Origin of the sequence: Bradyrhizobium sp. cf659, assembly GCF_900113725.1 — a bacterium.
GTDB lineage: Bacteria > Pseudomonadota > Alphaproteobacteria > Rhizobiales > Xanthobacteraceae > Bradyrhizobium.
In genome coordinates, this window is sequence record NZ_FOQJ01000002.1 from 183,655 (window position 1) to 198,277 (window position 14,623).

Here is a 14,623-nt window from a genome sequence, read left to right on the forward strand (position 1 = left end):
CAGCCTAGTCCAACCCGAGAGAAGAGACCAAAATGTCGTCCCAAGCCGCGTTCAGCAATTTCAAGGTTCTCACCTTCGACGTCGTCGGCACCTTGATCGATTTCGAGACCGGCGTGCTCGCCGCGGTGCGCAGGATCTCGGGCAAGTCGCCGGCCGAGCTCACCGACGAGCAGATCTTCGAGCCCTACAAGCGCGGCCGCGACAAGCACTATGAGCGCTCCAGCGAGGCGATGTTCCACGTCTATCGCCATCTCGCCAAGGAGCTCGGATTGCCTTCGGACGATGCGTCCTGCGACGTCTTCCAGCTCTCGGTGCTGCGCTGGGGGCCGTTCGCGGATTCGGTCGAGGCCCTGAAGCGCCTGCGCACGAAATTCCGCCTGGTGGCGATGACCAATGCGGACCGCGTTGCACTGTCCTGTTACGCGCACGCGCTCGGCAATCCCTTCGACGACACCGTCTGCGCCGACGACACCGGCGTTGCCAAGCCGAACCCGGAATTCTTCGCCTACAACAAGGGCCGCCAATCGGCCTTCGGCTACAAGCAGTCCGACATCCTCCACGTCGCGCAGAGCCAGTACCACGACATCGGGATCGCGCGGAAGCTCGGCTACAAGGTGTGCTGGATCGAGCGCCGCCAGGGCATCGCCGGCTTCGGCGGCACGCCGGCGGTGGAGACGCTGACCAAGCCGGACTTCCATTTCCCGACGCTGAAGGCGCTAGCCGACGCCGCGATCGGCCCAGCGGCGTAAGTTCGTGAGTGCGGGCATGACACGGGACTGGAGCGCGCTGCCATCGGCCAATTCGCTGTGGGAAGCCACGGCGGAATCGGCGCGCCAGTTTCCGGTCCTGTCGGGCGAGCAACAGGCGGACGTGGTGATCATCGGTGCGGGCTATACCGGCCTGTCCGCGGCGCACCACATCGCCAAGAGCGGGCTCGCCCCCGTCGTGCTCGAGGCCAACCGCCCCGGCTGGGGCGCGAGCGGGCGCAATGGCGGGGTGATCACGGCGAAATTCCGCCTCTCGTTTCGCGAGATCGACGCCGTGCACGGCCGCGCCATGGCGCGGCGCATGTACGAGATCGCGCATGAATCCACTGACATCGTCGAGGAGCTGGTGTCCGAGTTCGGCATCACCAGCGCCGCGTTGACGCGCGCAGGCCAGGTCAAGGCCGCGCACAACGAGACGACCTTGAAGGCCGCGATCGACGAAGCCAATTGGATGACGCGCGAGATGGGCGATGCGGAAGTCCGCATCCTCGACAAGCGCGGGGTGCGCGAGGAGATCGGCTCGGACATCTTCGTCGGCGGCGTGCTCAATCCCGGCTCGGGCGGTATTCATCCGCTGAACTATCTGCGCGGCCTCGCCGACGGCGTGGCGCGCCGCGGTGTCTCGATTTTCCAGGAATCGCCGGTGCTCAAGCTGAGGCGAGAGCAGGGCGGCATTGTCGCGGAGACGCCGAATGGCGCCGTGCGCGCGAAGCAGGTCATCATCGCCACCAACAGCTATTCGGATCTCACCGGTGCGACCGCGCACCTGCAGCGCACGCTGATCCCGTTCCGCAGCGCCATGGTCGCAACGGAAAAACTGCCGCGCAATCTCGCCGGAAAATTGATGCCGACGGGGCGCACCTATACCGAGACCAAGCGTATGATGCGCTGGTTCCGCATGGTCGACAACCGCGTCATCTTTGGTGGCCGCGGCGCCTTCGGCAGAGAGGACTCCGAAGCCGCGTTCGACGCCCTGCGCAAGGCGATGGTCGGCATCTTCCCTGATCTCGCCGACCTGCCGCTCGCCTACAAATGGTCGGGCCTCGTCGCCATGACGCTGGACTCGGTGCCGCATATCGGCCGGCTCGACGAGCGCACGCTGTTCTCGATGGGTTACAACGGCGCCGGCGTTGCGATGTCGAGCCTGATGGGGCGCTATCTCGCCGCCTTCGTGCGCGGCGAGGCGCCCGACGTCGGCCTGCTCGATGCGCGGCGCATGAGGGCGATTCCATTCTATCCGCTGCGCGAGCCCGCCGTGCGCATGGTCGCCGGCTGGTACCAGTTTCTCGACGCGATCGGTCAGTGAGATTTCTTTGGCGATGGAGGAGGCGAGGATGACGACGAAACGGAATTCTGGATTGGGCTACGCCCTGTTGGGCGCGATCGCGTTTAGCGGCACGGCGGCCAGCGCGGCCGAGCAGATCACCTTCGTCTCGCAAGGCGGCGCCTATCAGCAGGCGCAGACGGTGGCGATCCTCGATCCCTCCGCCAAGAAGCTCGGCATCACCATCAACCAGGATTCCATTCCCGATGCCTGGCCCGCGATCAAGACCCAGGTCGGCAGCGGCAAGCCGATCTGGGATGTCGTCGACACGCCGACGGGCTATTGCCTGCGCGGCGGCGAGCAGGGGCTGATCGAGAAGCTCGACTTCTCGAAAATTCCGAACGCCGCGGCGATGCCGGAGGCCTATCGCAGTCCCTATTCGGTGTCCTACGAGTTCTATTCCAGCGTGCTGGCCTACAGCCAGAAGACGTTCCCGAAGGACGCGCCGAACAGCTGGGTCGATTTCTGGGACGTCAAGAAATTCCCCGGCCGCCGCGCGCTGCGCAATCACCCCATCGCCACGCTGGAAGCGGCGCTGATGGCCGACGGCGTCGCGCCCGACAATCTCTACCCGCTCGACGTCGACCGTGCCTTCAAGAAGCTTGAGGAGATCAAGCCGCACATCACGGTGTGGTGGACGTCAGGCGCGCAGTCGGCGCAGCTTCTCAATGACGGCGAAGTCGACATGGAGATGGCCTGGAACGGCCGTGTCAGCGCAGTGGCCAAGGAAGGCGCAAAGGTGTCCTTCACCTACAACCAGGGCATCCTTCAGAGCACCTCGCTCTGCATCCTCAAGGGTGCGCCGAATCTCGAGACGGCGGTGAAGTTCCTCAACGAGGCCGTCGATCCCGTGCACCAGGCCAATCTGCCGCTGCATATCGACTACGGTCCGGGCAATCCCAGGGCGTTCGAGACCAACGTGATCAAGCCCGAGCGCGCGGCGCAATTGCCGAGCGAGCCCGCCAACGCGGCCAAGCAGGCGCTGATGTCCTACGCCTGGTGGTCGTCGCCGGCCGGCGAGGCGGCCGAGAAGCGCTGGGCATCGTTCATGCAGAAGTAGACGTAGAAGCAAGCGAAGCGAGGCAGCGTTGACGATAACAGTGCCAGATCCCTCCCAAAAGCATCAGCGCCGCGAGCACGGCCTGATGCTGGCATTGGTGTCGCCAGCGCTGCTGGTGATCCTGGCTCTGATCGTGCTGCCGGTCGGCTGGCTGGCCTGGCAGTCGATCTACCATGACGGCTTCACGCTGGAGAACTATCGCCGCGTCTTCACCGAAGACATCTACTGGCGCAGCTTTGCGCTGACCTTCGAGATCAGCCTCGCGGTCACATTGATCGCGCTGCTGCTCGGCTATCCCGTGGCGTACCTCGCCAACGCCGTGCCGAAAGGCTGGAGCATCCTCATCCTGTCGCTGGTCGTGCTGCCGTTCTGGACCAGCGTGCTGGTTCGCGCCTATGCGTGGCTTGCGCTGCTCCAGCGCACCGGCGTGATCAACCAGCTTTTGCGTTACCTCGATGTGATCTCCGAGCCGCTCGCACTGGTGCACAACACGTTCGGCACGGTGGTGGCGACCGTGCACATCCTGCTGCCGTTCATGGTGCTGCCGCTCTACGCCACCATGCAGAAGATTCCCGGCGACCTGATGCAGGCCGGCGCCAGCCTGGGGGCCAGCCCGTCGCTGACCTTCGTCCGCGTCTTCCTGCCGCTGTCGCTGCCGGGCGTGCTCGCGGGCTGCACCATGGTGTTCGTGCTCTGCCTCGGCTTCTACATCACGCCGGAATTGCTCGGCGGCGGCCGCACGGTGATGGTGTCGATGCTGGTGAGCCGCAATGTCGAGCTCTACAACCAGTTCGGAGCGGCCAGTGCGGTCGCGGTGGTGCTGCTCGTCAGCGTGCTCCTGATCTTCCTCGTCGTCAGCCGTTTCATCTCGCTCGATCGCGTGTTGGGGCAGAAATGACGCGATTGTCCCCCGCCCGGATCGTCCTCTACGTGATCAGCGCGCTGGTGCTGGTCTATCTGATCCTGCCGGTGCTGATCATCGCGCCGATCTCCTTCTCCAGCGCGCGCTTCCTGACCTTCCCGCCGCCGTCCTTCTCGTTGCGCTGGTACCAGCAATATTTCGCCAACCCGGCCTGGATGCAGGCGACGCGGGTGACGCTGACGGTCGCGTTTTTCACCGTGGTCATCGCAACGCCGCTCGGGGTTGCCGCCGCCTACGCCATCAGCCAGTCGAAGCTCCGCATCATGCGGATCATCCACATGGCGCTGCTGCTGCCGCTGGTGGTGCCGATCATCATCACCGCCGTCGGCATCTTCTTCGTCTATGCCAAGGTCGGCCTGGTCGCGACCCTGCCGGGCCTCGTGCTGGCGAACGTGATGCTGGGCCTGCCATATGTCGTCATTTCCGTGCTCGCGGGGCTCCAGAGCTTCGATCCGGCGCAGGAGATGGTGGCGCGCAGCCTCGGCATGAACCGCCTGCGCAGCTTCTTCGCGGTGACGCTGCCGCAGATCAAGTCCAGCGTGGTCGCCGGCGGCATCTTCGCCTTCATCTCGGCGATGGACGAGACCATCGTCGCGCTGTTCATCTCCGGCGGCCAGTACCAGCCGCTGACCAAGCGCATGTTCACCGCGCTCCGCGACGAGATCGACCCGACGATTGCCGCGATCTCGACGCTGATGACCGCGGCCTCCTTCATGCTGGTGCTGCTGGCGAGCACGCGGCAGAAGAGCAGTGGGTGATTCTTGTTCGTCGTCCTGGCGAACGCCAGGACCCATTACCCCAGGGAGATGTTGCCGCGCGAGCTGGTAACCCCGAGTCTTCGCCAAACTGCGTTCGGTGGTTATGGGTCCTGGCCTTCGCCAGGACGACACCGACTGTTTGGCGCTATCCTCGCATCCTCACCCCTTCGCCCCCAGCCACGCCAAAATCATCTCCACGATCTGCGTGCGGCTCTTTGCCAGCACCCTGGGCTCGCTGAGGTCGCGGTCGAACAGGGCGCCGAAGGTGTGGCGGTTGGCGACGCGGAAGAAGCAGTAGGAGCTGATGGCCAGGTGCAGGTCGATGGCGTCGACGTCGTCGCGGAAGGTACCTTCGGCGCGGCCGCGCCTGAGGATGCCGTCGAGTGTCGCGATCACGCTGGCGTTGAGTTGGCGCAGTTGCAGGTTCTGCTTCAGGTGCTTGCCGTGGTGGATGTTCTCGATCGAGACGAGGCGGATGAAGTTCGGATTGCGCTCGTCATGGTCGAAGGTCGCCTCGATCAGCCGGCGCAAGCCCTCACGCGCATCGCAGCTTTCGATGTCGAGCTGGTCCTCGAGCGCGCGGATGCTGCGATAGGCTTCCTCCAGCACCGCGAGGTAGAGCTGCTCCTTGCCGCCGAAATAGTAATAGATCATGCGCTTCGACGTGCGCGTCCGCGCCGCGATCGCATCGACGCGGGCGCCGGAATAGCCCTCCGAGGCGAATTCGGCCATCGCCACTTCGAGGATGTCGCGCTTGGTGCGCTCGGGGTCGTTGGTGCGCTTCGATGGGGGCGGCATGCGCTCGAGCATCACTGTTTCTCCCGCCAGTTTCCACGGATCACCTTGAAGGTGAAGGCAAATTTCACCCGTCGGGGCCTTGATCCAACGCGTATTGCATAAACGTACTAGTTCGTACATTATGGCCTCAAACCAAGGTTGCGGCAATCAGAACCAGAAAATGCGCGCGGGCGGACTGCCTGACGCGAGCCGCACCGGCCACATGGGGAGGACTTGCAATGACGTTGACGTCAACCGCATCGCTGCACGCGCCAACAGCAGCGGAAGCCACGCCGGGCAAGCTGCCGAAGCGCGCCGCGCTCGTCAGCTTCGTCGGCAGCATGCTCGAATACTACGATTTCTTCATCTACGGCACGGCGGCCGCGCTGATCTTTCCAAAAGTGTTCTTCGCCAACGTCGATCCTTCGACCGGAACGCTGCTCGCGCTCCTCAGCTTCGGCATCGGCTATATTGCGCGGCCGGTCGGCGCCGTCATCCTCGGCCATTTCGGCGACCGTATCGGGCGCAAGACGGTGCTGCTGTTCACGCTGGTCTTGATGGGCGGCTCGACGCTTGCGATCGGCCTGTTGCCGGATGCCAAGGCAATCGGAAACGCCGCGCCTGTCATCCTGACGCTGCTTCGCCTGTTGCAGGGCCTCTCGGCCGCCGGCGAGCAGAGCGGGGCGAACTCGCTGACGCTGGAGCATTCGGCCAATTCCAACCGCGCCTTCTTCACGAGCTGGACCCTCAGCGGCACCCAGGCCGGCGCGATCCTGGCGACGTTGGTGTTCATCCCGGTGTCGAGCATGCCCGAGGATCAATTGCTGAGCTGGGGCTGGCGCATTCCGTTCCTGCTCTCGTTCGTCGTGCTGGTCGTCGCCTATCTGGTGCGGCGGACCATGCCGGAAACGCCTGTGTTCGAAGACATCAAGGACAAGGCGCAGGTTGCGCGCTTCCCCGTCGTCGCGCTGCTGCGCGACTACTGGCCGGACGTGCTGCGCGTCATCGTCTGCGCACTGATCGCGACCGTGAGCACCATGACCGCCGTGTTCGCGCTCGGCTATGCCACCAGCAAGTTCGGCGTTGCGCGCCCCACCATGCTGTGGGCCGGCGTGCTCGGCAACGTCACGGCGCTGATCACCCAGCCGCTCTGGGCCTTGCTCGCCGACAAGATCGGCCGCAAGCCGGTGTTCATCGGCGGCGTGCTCGGCTGCGCGGTGTTGCTGTTCCCGTACTTCATGCTGGTGACGTCAGGCAACACGATCGCGATCTTCGCCGCCGCGATGATCCTGTCCGGCATCGTCTACGCCGCGCCGAACGCAATCTGGCCGTCGTTCTACGCCGAGATGTTCGAGGCGCGCGTGCGCTATTCCGGCACCGCGATCGGCACGCAGCTCGGCTTCCTTGCCGCCGGCTTCACGCCGCTGGTGAGCGCGAGCCTGGTCGGCGAGGGGCCGAACGGTTGGGTTCCCGTTGCGATCTTCGTCGCCAGTTGCTGCGTGATCTCGGCAGCCGCGGCGGCGACGGCGCGCGAAACCCACACCGTCGACATCGCCGATCTCGGCAAGCGGCGCGCTTGAGTGAAGACGAGGCCCACATGCTGACCAGCACAGTTCAGACCACGAGTGGCCCCGTCGTCGGCACGACGCAGGCCGGTATGCGTGCCTTCAAGGGCGTGCCGTTCGCAACCGCGCCGCGCTTTGCCAAGGCAACGCCGCCGAAAGCGTGGACGGAGCCGCGCCGCTGCACGGACTACGGTGCTTATGCGCCGCAGCCGGGCCATCTCGATCATGCGGACGAGACAGCCTGTCTCAGCCTGAACATCTGGACACCGGCAGAGGCCGATCGGCCGCTGCCGGTGCTGGTCTTCATCCATGGCGGCGCCTTCGTCACCGGCGGCGGCGCCGACTATGACGGCGCATTTCTCGCCGCGCACGGTCCGGCGGTGATCGTCACCATCAACTACCGGCTCGGCCCGCTCGGCTTCCTGCAACTGCATCGCCATGGGCTCGGCGAGGCGAACAACCTCGCGACGTCGGACGCGCTCGCCGCGCTCGACTGGGTGCGCGCCAACATCGCGAATTTCGGCGGCGATCCGGACGCGATCACGCTGTCCGGCCAGTCGGCCGGCGCCTCCATGGTGATCGCGCTCGCAACCTTGCCGCAGGCCAGAGGCAAGTTCATCCGCGCGCTCGCGCTCAGCGCGCCCGGGCGGACCATCATAGGCACCGATCATGCCGACGACGTCGCACGCCGCGTGCTCGACGAGCTCGAATTGGCGCACGATCCAGCCGCGATTGCCTCCTTGCCACTGCCAAAGCTCTTCGCGGCGGTGGAGCGCGTCAGTCGCAGGCTCGCGAACGAGACCGAACAAGGCACCGTGTTCGGCCCGGTGCTTGACGGCGTCGTGATCCCGCGCGAGCCGCGGGACGTCTTCGCCGACGGGACCTTGCGCGACATTCCGCTCTGGCTCGGCTCCTGCCGCGACGAGATGGTGATGTTCCTGAAGAGCACGCCGCCGGCGGCGATGATCCGCACCACCGAACGGCAAATGCGCTCCGCATTCGGCGATGCCGGTTGGCAACGTCTGCTGGCTTGTTACCGCGCCACAGCGCGCGTCGACGAGGATCCGTACGAGGCGATGCTGTCGGATGCGTTCTGGCATCGCCCCATGGCCGATCTTGCACGGCTTCATGCCGCGGCCGGCGGCGCGGTGTGGCTGAGCCGGTTCGACCATCGCCCGGCACTGGAACCGTTCCTGTCGCAGGGGCCGACCCATGGCGCCGACAATGCCTGCCTCTGGGCGCATCTGCCTGACTTCATCGATCGTCCGATCCTGAAGCGCAAGGGCGGGCCGATGACGCCTGGTGACATCGATGTGGCGGCGCGGCTGCAAGCCGGCGTGCTGCGTTTTGTCACGACCGGTATGCCTGATGTTGCGGAAGCCTGGCCAAGGTTCGAGCTGGCTAAGGAGCCGCTCGCGATCTTCGGCCAACCGTTCCATATTGTGCCGCTCAACGAAGGCGTGCGCTGCCGCGTTTGGACGGAGCTCGGCGCGGGTACCAACGACAAGAAGAAAATCAGGGAGGCCGGATGAGAAGAATGCCGGGCACGCTCGGCGGAACTCGGCGCTTCTAGTGCACGACCAACACCGGTAGGCTTCCGTCCGCCAAGACCTCCGATGTTTGACTCCCCAAGAATAACTTCTTGAGACCGCGGCGCCCATGAGAGCCCATGACGATCAAGTCGCAGCCTCCTGACTTTGCTGTTTCGATAATCGCGGTGGCCGGGTGCGCATTCGGAACGTGCAAGACTTCTACGGATATCCCGGCTTGCTCTGCCATGGCTCGCGCTTCGTCGAGGACTTTGCCCGCTCGTTCCTTGCAGGCCGCGTCGAAGCTATCAATTTCCTGCTGCGACGGTATCCATCCCGAGGCGTGTCCGCTCCCGTAGTCGATTGGCAGTGATTCCGTCACGGCGATGACGGTCACCTTGGCCTTCAAGGCCTTTGCCAAAGCAATCCCGTGCCTGATGCCGTTTCTTGCGACGTCCGATCCGTCGGTGCTCAAGAGAATCCGGGTGTACATCTGGAGGCTCCCCTTCTGGACGACCCTGTCGCCGTCTTCCGGAGCGATGGTTTGACTTCAACAGGGTCCCACATTCATGGACAGACCAGGACGGGGGTCTTTGCGTGCGTCAGCACCTTGTTCGTCACGCTCCCGATGAGAAGCGCGGCGAGCCCGCTGCGCCCATGCGACGACATGACGATGAGATCGCAGCCCTTGTCCGCGGCTGCTGTGATGATGGCCTGATGGGGTTGCCCGTTCTCCGCTTGAATCGTCTCGCAGGAAACACCGGCCGTCCTGGCCGCATTTGCCGCGCCGTCTAATACGCTCGCGGCCTGTTCCTTGCGCAGCTCGGCATATGTTGCGATTGCTTCAAGGAACCGGCCTGACACTTCGGAGAATGGTTCCACAACGAAGATGAAGGATACGGTGGCTCCAAGGGATTTCGCCAGCGCCAATCCGTGCGCCACCCCACGCTCCGCTAGCTTGGACCCATCTGTCGGAATGAGAATGTGCCGGTACATGCTTTACCTCCCGATTGTCCGGACGTATCGCTGCCTTGCGAAAATAGGCTAACTCGCGTTCCGAATGCAGTCTTGAGATAAATCAACCTGTCGGATCATCGTGCCGCGATCCGGATGTCCGTAATTGGCACAACCTCGACGTCTGTCGAGGCGAACTCGGCGACGCCCTGGTCGCAATGGGCTGGGGGCCGCAAAAGAAAGTATGTCGAGTTCGGCGACGATAGCGGGTGCGCGAGGAAAAATCGCGCGCGCCTCGAATTCCACACGCCGGCGAACGTCACGCCGTCAACGCCGCGGGTGTCGCGGGATTGAACGTGGCGCGGCGCCGTCCCGACAAGTTCAGCGCAGGAACGGTACGGGATGGGCTGCGCGGTAGAAGAAATTGATCAGGGTGTTGATGTCGAACACCGGAAGGCCCGACACCTCGGCCACGTCCTTCGAGAACGGGCACATGTTGGTGCACTCGAACAGGATCGCGCCGGGGTTCTTGCAGGACGCCATGAAGGCTTGCGTCATCTCGATCATCTCGGCGCGCAGCACGTCGGTGTCCAGCTCCTCGCGGCCGAGAATGTAGGTTGCGGGAAACTGCGCATCGGGCTTCATGCCCTGGATCTGAACCGCGATTTCGTCCGGCGACCAGCCGACGCCACGGAAGTGCCCTTCGTTCATGTGGTGGCCGCGTTCGGTGAAGATGCCGATGACCTTGCCGGGCGGCAGCATGGCGTGGATCAGCGGCGCCTGGATCAGGCTCGAGGTGAAGACCGGGATGTTCACGGCAGCCGCGAGCTGCTTCTGGAACGGCGCGAGGAAGCCGCAGCTCGTCGTGATCGCTTTGACGCCGTCGGCTTCCAATTCGCGGGCCGCGGCGATGAACGGCTCGAGCAGGGTCGGATCGGGCTGGTCGCCCATGATCCGGGTCGCGTGCGCCCCGCGCACGATCTTGTAGCGCACCGGGAAGTCGTAGGAGAGCGCGTTGCCGATGTCGCCGCGCGGGCGCGGGAAGCGGGTATCGAGCATCAGGATGCCGATTGTCTCGCCGTAATTCGTGAAGCCGCCGCGAAGTTTCATAAGTCTCCCCACCGATTCGGGTTGGTCGTGACTGGCAGTCTAATGCGTTTCGTGAAACCGGCTCAGGAACGCCTTCAGCCGCTCGCTGCGCGGCTGGCGGATGGTCTCTTCGGGCGTGCCGATCTCGGCCATGACGCCGTCGTTCATGAAGCCGACGCGCGTCGATACGTCGGCGGCGAATGCCATCTCGTGCGTGACCAGCACCATGGTCATGCCTTCGGCGGCGAGGCTGCGGATGACGGAGAGCACTTCGCCGACGAGCTCCGGATCGAGCGCCGAGGTCGGCTCGTCGAACAGCATCACGTCGGGCTTCATCGCGAGCGCGCGCGCGATCGCGACGCGCTGCTTCTGGCCGCCGGAGAGGCGGCTCGGAAAGGCGTCGGCCTTGTCGGCGAGGCCGACCTTGGCGAGCAGGTCGCGGCCGAGCGCGTTGGCTTCGCTCCGCACCATGCCCTTCACCTGCACCGGACCCTCGGTGATGTTGCCGAGTACCGACATGTGCGGGAACAGGTTGAAATGCTGGAACACCATGCCGACGCTACGGCGAAGCAGCGCCAGCTGCGCATCGCCCGCGGCGCGCACGCCCTTGCCGAAGGCGAATTTGTGCGGGCCGATCGCGAGCTCGCCCTGCTGCGGCATTTCCAAGAGGTTCAGACAGCGCAGGAAGGTGGACTTGCCCGAGCCGGAGGCGCCGATAAGGGTGACAACCTCGCCGCGCGCGACCGAGAGCGAGACGCCCTTGAGCACCTCGTGATCGCCGAATGCCTTGTGGATGTTATCAGCGACCAGCGTCGCGCCGTTCGCGTTCATCGATGCGCTCCCATCTTCAGCTCGACGCGGTCCGCGACCAGCGTCAGCGGGAACAGCACGACGAAATAGAGCACGGCGATCGTGGTGTAGACCTCGAGCGGCTTGTAGCTCGTCGCCGTGATCACCGAGCCCTGATAAAGGAGGTCGCCGACCGCGACCACCGACACCAGCGAGGTGTTCTTGAGCTGCATGATGGTCTGGTTGATGAAGGAGGGAATCATCACCTGGGTTGCCTGCGGCAGCACGATGCGGCGGAAGATCTTGCCGCGGCGCATGCCGATGGCGCGCCCGGCCTCCCACTGGCCGGTGTCGACGGCCTCGATGCCGCCGCGAAAGATTTCGGCGTAGAACGAGCCGGCATAGAGCGACAGCGCGATGAAGCAGGCCATCGCCGGCGACATGTCGACGCCGATCAGAACGGGCAGGGCGTAGTACATCCAGACCAGCTGCACCAGGAGCGGCGTGCAGCGGAACACCTCGATGTAGAGACGCAGCGGCACCGAGACCCAGCGCGGTGCCGTCGTGCGCAGAATGCCGACGATCAGTCCGATCACGAGGCCCGCGGCCACCGTGATCGCCGTGTAGAACAATGTGACCAGGAGCCCTTGCCAGATCAGGCCCCAATACGGCTTGAGCGCCGCGAACTCCCAGACATACATCGTCGAACGGCCGTCAGAACTGCACTTCGCCCGGAAGGTCGTCCGCGGTGAGGCCGACCGCCTCGAAGCCCTTGAGCATCCATTCGCGGGTCTGGCCCATCGAACGATTGTAGTCGGCCCAGGCGCTGAGGAAGTCCTTGTAGCGGCGGTCGCTTTCGGCGCGGATGCCCATGTTGGTCGGCAGCGTCAGGAGCGGGCGCGGGATCGCGAGATCGCCGAGGTTCGGATTCTTCTTCAGGGTCGAGACCGAGAGCACCGCCAGCGAGACGTTGCAGTCGGCGCGCCCGGTCGCAACCGCAAGGATCGCCTCGTCGCGGTTCTTGAAGCCGAGGATGGTCGCCTTCGGGCAGTAGCGGCGCGCGATCGTCTCGTGCGTCGAGCCGATGTCGACGGCGATCTTGACCTCGGGCTTGTTGAGCTCGGCCCAGGTCTGCGGCTTGGCAAAGCCCTTCTTGGTGATGACGGTGAAGGAGTGCACCAGGATCGGCGTCGAGAAGTCGATGACGAGCGCGCGCTCCGGCGTCGGGTTCACGGCGAAGGCGAGGTCGACCTTGTCGGCCTGCAGGTCCAGGATCTGGTTGCCCCAGGTCGATTCCAGCGTCTCGACCTTGGCGCCGAGCTTGCCCGCGATGTCCTTGGCCATCTCGATGCAGGCGCCGGACCACTCGTTGGTGGCGAGATCCTTATGGAAGTAGGGCTCCTGGCCGACGATGACGGCGACCCGCAGCACGCCATTCTTCTTGATGCGGTCGAGAGTCGAGGTCGGCGCGGTGTCGGCCTTGGCCGAGCTGCTCGCGGCGGCAATCGCGGCGCCTGCCAGCGCGACTTTGGTGAGAGCGTCCCTGCGATTCATGGTCTCTGTCTCCCTGGAATTTGGGTCGGATCGTCTCCGGCCACTGGACTATTTCTGTATTCAGGATAAAATGCAATACGGTATTTCATGTTGCTGACCATTTGTGCGGCAAGGCAAAGATGAGCCCAATATCTTGGCAGGATTGCGCAAAATTCGGCGGCGGTAGGGGTTGTCAACGGCATGCAAGTCTGAATACAAGACTGAACGCAACTATTTCATGATCTGAAGGAGAGGCCTGTGTGCGCTCTATTTGTCGATGCGAACGAGACCCTGGCGGCGGTGACCGACAAGCTGCTGCGCATCGACAATCTGCCTGTTGGCATCAACCGCAATCCCTCGATCAAGCCCGACGATCTGCCCGGTCTGCTCGGCGATTCCGAGATCATGATCGTCGATCACACGGCGGTGCCGACCGCGATTGCCGCGAAGTGCGCCAAGCTGAAGCACGTCGTCTTCCTCGGCACCGGCGCGCGCAGCTACATGAATCCGGAAGAGATGGCTGAGCGCGGTATCGCCGTGCACACCATCAAGGGTTATGGCGACACGGCCGTCGCCGAATGCGCGATCGCGCTGATGTGGGCCTCCGCGCGGAATTTTGGCGAGATGGACCGCGGCATGCGCGAGGGCAACTGGCTGCGCCGTGACGCACTCCAGCTTACCGGCAAGACCCTCGGCCTGATCGGCTTCGGCGGCATCGCCGCGGAAGCCGCCCGCATGGCGGCAGGTTGCGGCATGAAGGTGATCGCCTGGAACAGGACGCCGAAGACCCATCCCGGCGTCGAGTTCGTTTCGCTGGAAAAGCTGCTTGCCGAGAGCCACGTCGTCTCGCTGCATCTGCTCCTCAACGACGAGACCAAAGGCTTCCTGTCGCGTGAGCGCATCGCGCAGATGCGGCCGGGCAGCATTTTGATCAACACCGCGCGCGGAGCCGTCGTCGACGAGGACGCGATGCTCGATGCGCTCCGCTCCGGCCACATTGCGCACGCAGGCCTCGACGTCTTCACCGTCGAGCCGCTGCCGGCTGGCCATGCCCTCACAAAACTGCCGAACGTGACGCTGTCGGCGCATTCGGCGTTCCGCACGCCGGAGGCGAGCGACAACCTCATCGGCGCGGCGCTCGACCACTGCCGCCGCATCATCGCCACCGGCAAGTAAAGTATAAGGACATCCCATGTCGGATATCACTCGCATCGACCAGAACGCCCGCCGCAGCCGCGCTTCCGTGTTCGGCGATCTCGTCTTCCTCGCGGGACAGGTGGCGGACACCAAGATCGCCGACATCACCCAGCAGACCCGCGAGGCGTTGGCCAAGGTCGACGACATGCTGGCGCGCGCCGGCACCGACAAGTCGCGCCTGCTCAGCGTGCAGGTCTGGCTCAAGACCATGGACGATTTCGACGCGATGAACGCCGTCTATGATGCGTGGGTCGTGCCAGGCAACGCGCCGACGCGCGCTTGCGGCAAGGTCGAGCTTGCCGATCCCGCCTTCCGCATCGAAGTGATCGCGATCGCCGCGCGCAAGTAAGGGCTCGGCC

General features: G+C 64.6%; 16 protein-coding genes. 9 read left to right on the forward strand and 7 right to left on the reverse strand.

What is annotated here, in order from left to right; translation table 11 throughout:
* Positions 1–32: 32 nt before the first annotated feature.
* The 5 genes from BM118_RS09985 (at position 33) to BM118_RS10005 (ending at position 4,831) form a co-directional block, all read left to right on the forward strand.
* Positions 33–749, forward strand: a complete 717-nt coding sequence (locus tag BM118_RS09985) for an HAD family hydrolase (protein WP_092184735.1) — start codon at positions 33–35, stop codon at positions 747–749.
* A gap of 16 nt (positions 750–765) precedes the next feature.
* Positions 766–2,073, forward strand: coding sequence for an NAD(P)/FAD-dependent oxidoreductase (locus tag BM118_RS09990; protein ID WP_177234173.1), 1,308 nt, complete (start codon positions 766–768; stop codon positions 2,071–2,073).
* Between the two features lie 28 nt (positions 2,074–2,101).
* The gene (locus tag BM118_RS09995) at positions 2,102–3,151 is read left to right on the forward strand and encodes an ABC transporter substrate-binding protein (protein ID WP_177234174.1); all 1,050 of its coding nucleotides are present in this window, start codon (positions 2,102–2,104) and stop codon (positions 3,149–3,151) included.
* A gap of 85 nt (positions 3,152–3,236) precedes the next feature.
* On the forward strand, positions 3,237–4,049 hold the full coding sequence (locus BM118_RS10000; protein ID WP_092184741.1) for an ABC transporter permease: 813 nt from the start codon (positions 3,237–3,239) through the stop codon (positions 4,047–4,049).
* Positions 4,046–4,831, forward strand: a complete 786-nt coding sequence (locus BM118_RS10005; protein WP_092184743.1) for an ABC transporter permease — start codon at positions 4,046–4,048, stop codon at positions 4,829–4,831. Before BM118_RS10000 ends, BM118_RS10005 begins: the two co-directional genes overlap by 4 nt.
* A gap of 159 nt (positions 4,832–4,990) precedes the next feature.
* Here the strand turns inward: BM118_RS10005 and BM118_RS10015 are convergent, their stop codons facing one another.
* Entirely contained in the window at positions 4,991–5,641 is a 651-nt protein-coding gene (locus tag BM118_RS10015; RefSeq protein WP_177234175.1) for a TetR/AcrR family transcriptional regulator, read from the reverse strand.
* A 206-nt stretch (positions 5,642–5,847) separates the two neighbouring features.
* Between BM118_RS10015 and BM118_RS10020 the strand changes: the two genes are divergently transcribed.
* Both BM118_RS10020 and BM118_RS10025 read left to right on the forward strand, forming a co-directional pair.
* Positions 5,848–7,188: an MFS transporter gene (locus BM118_RS10020; protein WP_092184749.1), complete on the forward strand. Its 1,341-nt coding sequence runs from the start codon at positions 5,848–5,850 to the stop codon at positions 7,186–7,188.
* 17 nt (positions 7,189–7,205) lie between these two features.
* A complete protein-coding gene (locus BM118_RS10025; RefSeq protein WP_092184751.1) occupies positions 7,206–8,705 on the forward strand; it encodes a carboxylesterase/lipase family protein in 1,500 nt (499 codons plus the stop codon).
* 37 nt (positions 8,706–8,742) lie between these two features.
* Here the strand turns inward: BM118_RS10025 and BM118_RS10030 are convergent, their stop codons facing one another.
* The 6 genes from BM118_RS10030 to BM118_RS10060 all read right to left on the reverse strand — a co-directional run bounded on the left by BM118_RS10030 (position 8,743) and on the right by BM118_RS10060 (position 13,088).
* Entirely contained in the window at positions 8,743–9,195 is a 453-nt protein-coding gene (locus BM118_RS10030) for a universal stress protein (protein ID WP_092184753.1), read from the reverse strand.
* Between the two features lie 74 nt (positions 9,196–9,269).
* A complete protein-coding gene (locus tag BM118_RS10035; RefSeq protein ID WP_092184755.1) occupies positions 9,270–9,698 on the reverse strand; it encodes a universal stress protein in 429 nt (142 codons plus the stop codon).
* A gap of 339 nt (positions 9,699–10,037) precedes the next feature.
* On the reverse strand, positions 10,038–10,766 hold the full coding sequence (locus tag BM118_RS10045; RefSeq protein ID WP_177234176.1) for an aspartate/glutamate racemase family protein: 729 nt from the start codon (positions 10,764–10,766) through the stop codon (positions 10,038–10,040).
* Between the two features lie 39 nt (positions 10,767–10,805).
* Positions 10,806–11,576 (reverse strand): amino acid ABC transporter ATP-binding protein, encoded by a 771-nt coding sequence (locus tag BM118_RS10050; protein WP_092184761.1) that lies wholly within the window; start codon positions 11,574–11,576, stop codon positions 10,806–10,808.
* Positions 11,573–12,235, reverse strand: coding sequence for an amino acid ABC transporter permease (locus tag BM118_RS10055; RefSeq protein ID WP_092184763.1), 663 nt, complete (start codon positions 12,233–12,235; stop codon positions 11,573–11,575). The genes BM118_RS10050 and BM118_RS10055 overlap by 4 nt, the downstream gene beginning before the upstream one ends.
* A gap of 13 nt (positions 12,236–12,248) precedes the next feature.
* Positions 12,249–13,088 (reverse strand): transporter substrate-binding domain-containing protein, encoded by an 840-nt coding sequence (locus tag BM118_RS10060; protein WP_092184765.1) that lies wholly within the window; start codon positions 13,086–13,088, stop codon positions 12,249–12,251.
* A 237-nt stretch (positions 13,089–13,325) separates the two neighbouring features.
* Here BM118_RS10060 and BM118_RS10065 point away from each other — a divergent pair, with 237 nt between their 5' ends.
* Positions 13,326–14,243, forward strand: coding sequence for an NAD(P)-dependent oxidoreductase (locus tag BM118_RS10065; RefSeq protein ID WP_092184767.1), 918 nt, complete (start codon positions 13,326–13,328; stop codon positions 14,241–14,243).
* Between the two features lie 16 nt (positions 14,244–14,259).
* Positions 14,260–14,613 carry a RidA family protein gene (locus BM118_RS10070; protein ID WP_092184769.1) on the forward strand — a complete coding sequence of 118 codons (354 nt, stop codon included), beginning with the start codon at positions 14,260–14,262 and terminating at the stop codon, positions 14,611–14,613.
* Positions 14,614–14,623: the final 10 nt, after the last annotated feature.

Coding starts and splice junctions, on each gene's coding strand:
- BM118_RS10060 (WP_092184765.1), bottom strand. CDS start 13,088: ATGAATCGCAGGGACGCTCTCACCAAAGTCGCGCTGGCAGGCGCCGCG.
- BM118_RS09990 (WP_177234173.1), top strand. CDS start 766: ATGACACGGGACTGGAGCGCGCTGCCATCGGCCAATTCGCTGTGGGAA.
- BM118_RS10020 (WP_092184749.1), top strand. CDS start 5,848: ATGACGTTGACGTCAACCGCATCGCTGCACGCGCCAACAGCAGCGGAA.
- BM118_RS10035 (WP_092184755.1), bottom strand. CDS start 9,698: ATGTACCGGCACATTCTCATTCCGACAGATGGGTCCAAGCTAGCGGAG.
- BM118_RS10055 (WP_092184763.1), bottom strand. CDS start 12,235: ATGTATGTCTGGGAGTTCGCGGCGCTCAAGCCGTATTGGGGCCTGATC.
- BM118_RS09995 (WP_177234174.1), top strand. CDS start 2,102: ATGACGACGAAACGGAATTCTGGATTGGGCTACGCCCTGTTGGGCGCG.
- BM118_RS10050 (WP_092184761.1), bottom strand. CDS start 11,576: ATGAACGCGAACGGCGCGACGCTGGTCGCTGATAACATCCACAAGGCA.
- BM118_RS10000 (WP_092184741.1), top strand. CDS start 3,237: ATGCTGGCATTGGTGTCGCCAGCGCTGCTGGTGATCCTGGCTCTGATC.
- BM118_RS10025 (WP_092184751.1), top strand. CDS start 7,206: ATGCTGACCAGCACAGTTCAGACCACGAGTGGCCCCGTCGTCGGCACG.
- BM118_RS10005 (WP_092184743.1), top strand. CDS start 4,046: ATGACGCGATTGTCCCCCGCCCGGATCGTCCTCTACGTGATCAGCGCG.
- BM118_RS10070 (WP_092184769.1), top strand. CDS start 14,260: ATGTCGGATATCACTCGCATCGACCAGAACGCCCGCCGCAGCCGCGCT.
- BM118_RS10030 (WP_092184753.1), bottom strand. CDS start 9,195: ATGTACACCCGGATTCTCTTGAGCACCGACGGATCGGACGTCGCAAGA.
- BM118_RS10015 (WP_177234175.1), bottom strand. CDS start 5,641: ATGCTCGAGCGCATGCCGCCCCCATCGAAGCGCACCAACGACCCCGAG.
- BM118_RS09985 (WP_092184735.1), top strand. CDS start 33: ATGTCGTCCCAAGCCGCGTTCAGCAATTTCAAGGTTCTCACCTTCGAC.
- BM118_RS10045 (WP_177234176.1), bottom strand. CDS start 10,766: ATGAAACTTCGCGGCGGCTTCACGAATTACGGCGAGACAATCGGCATC.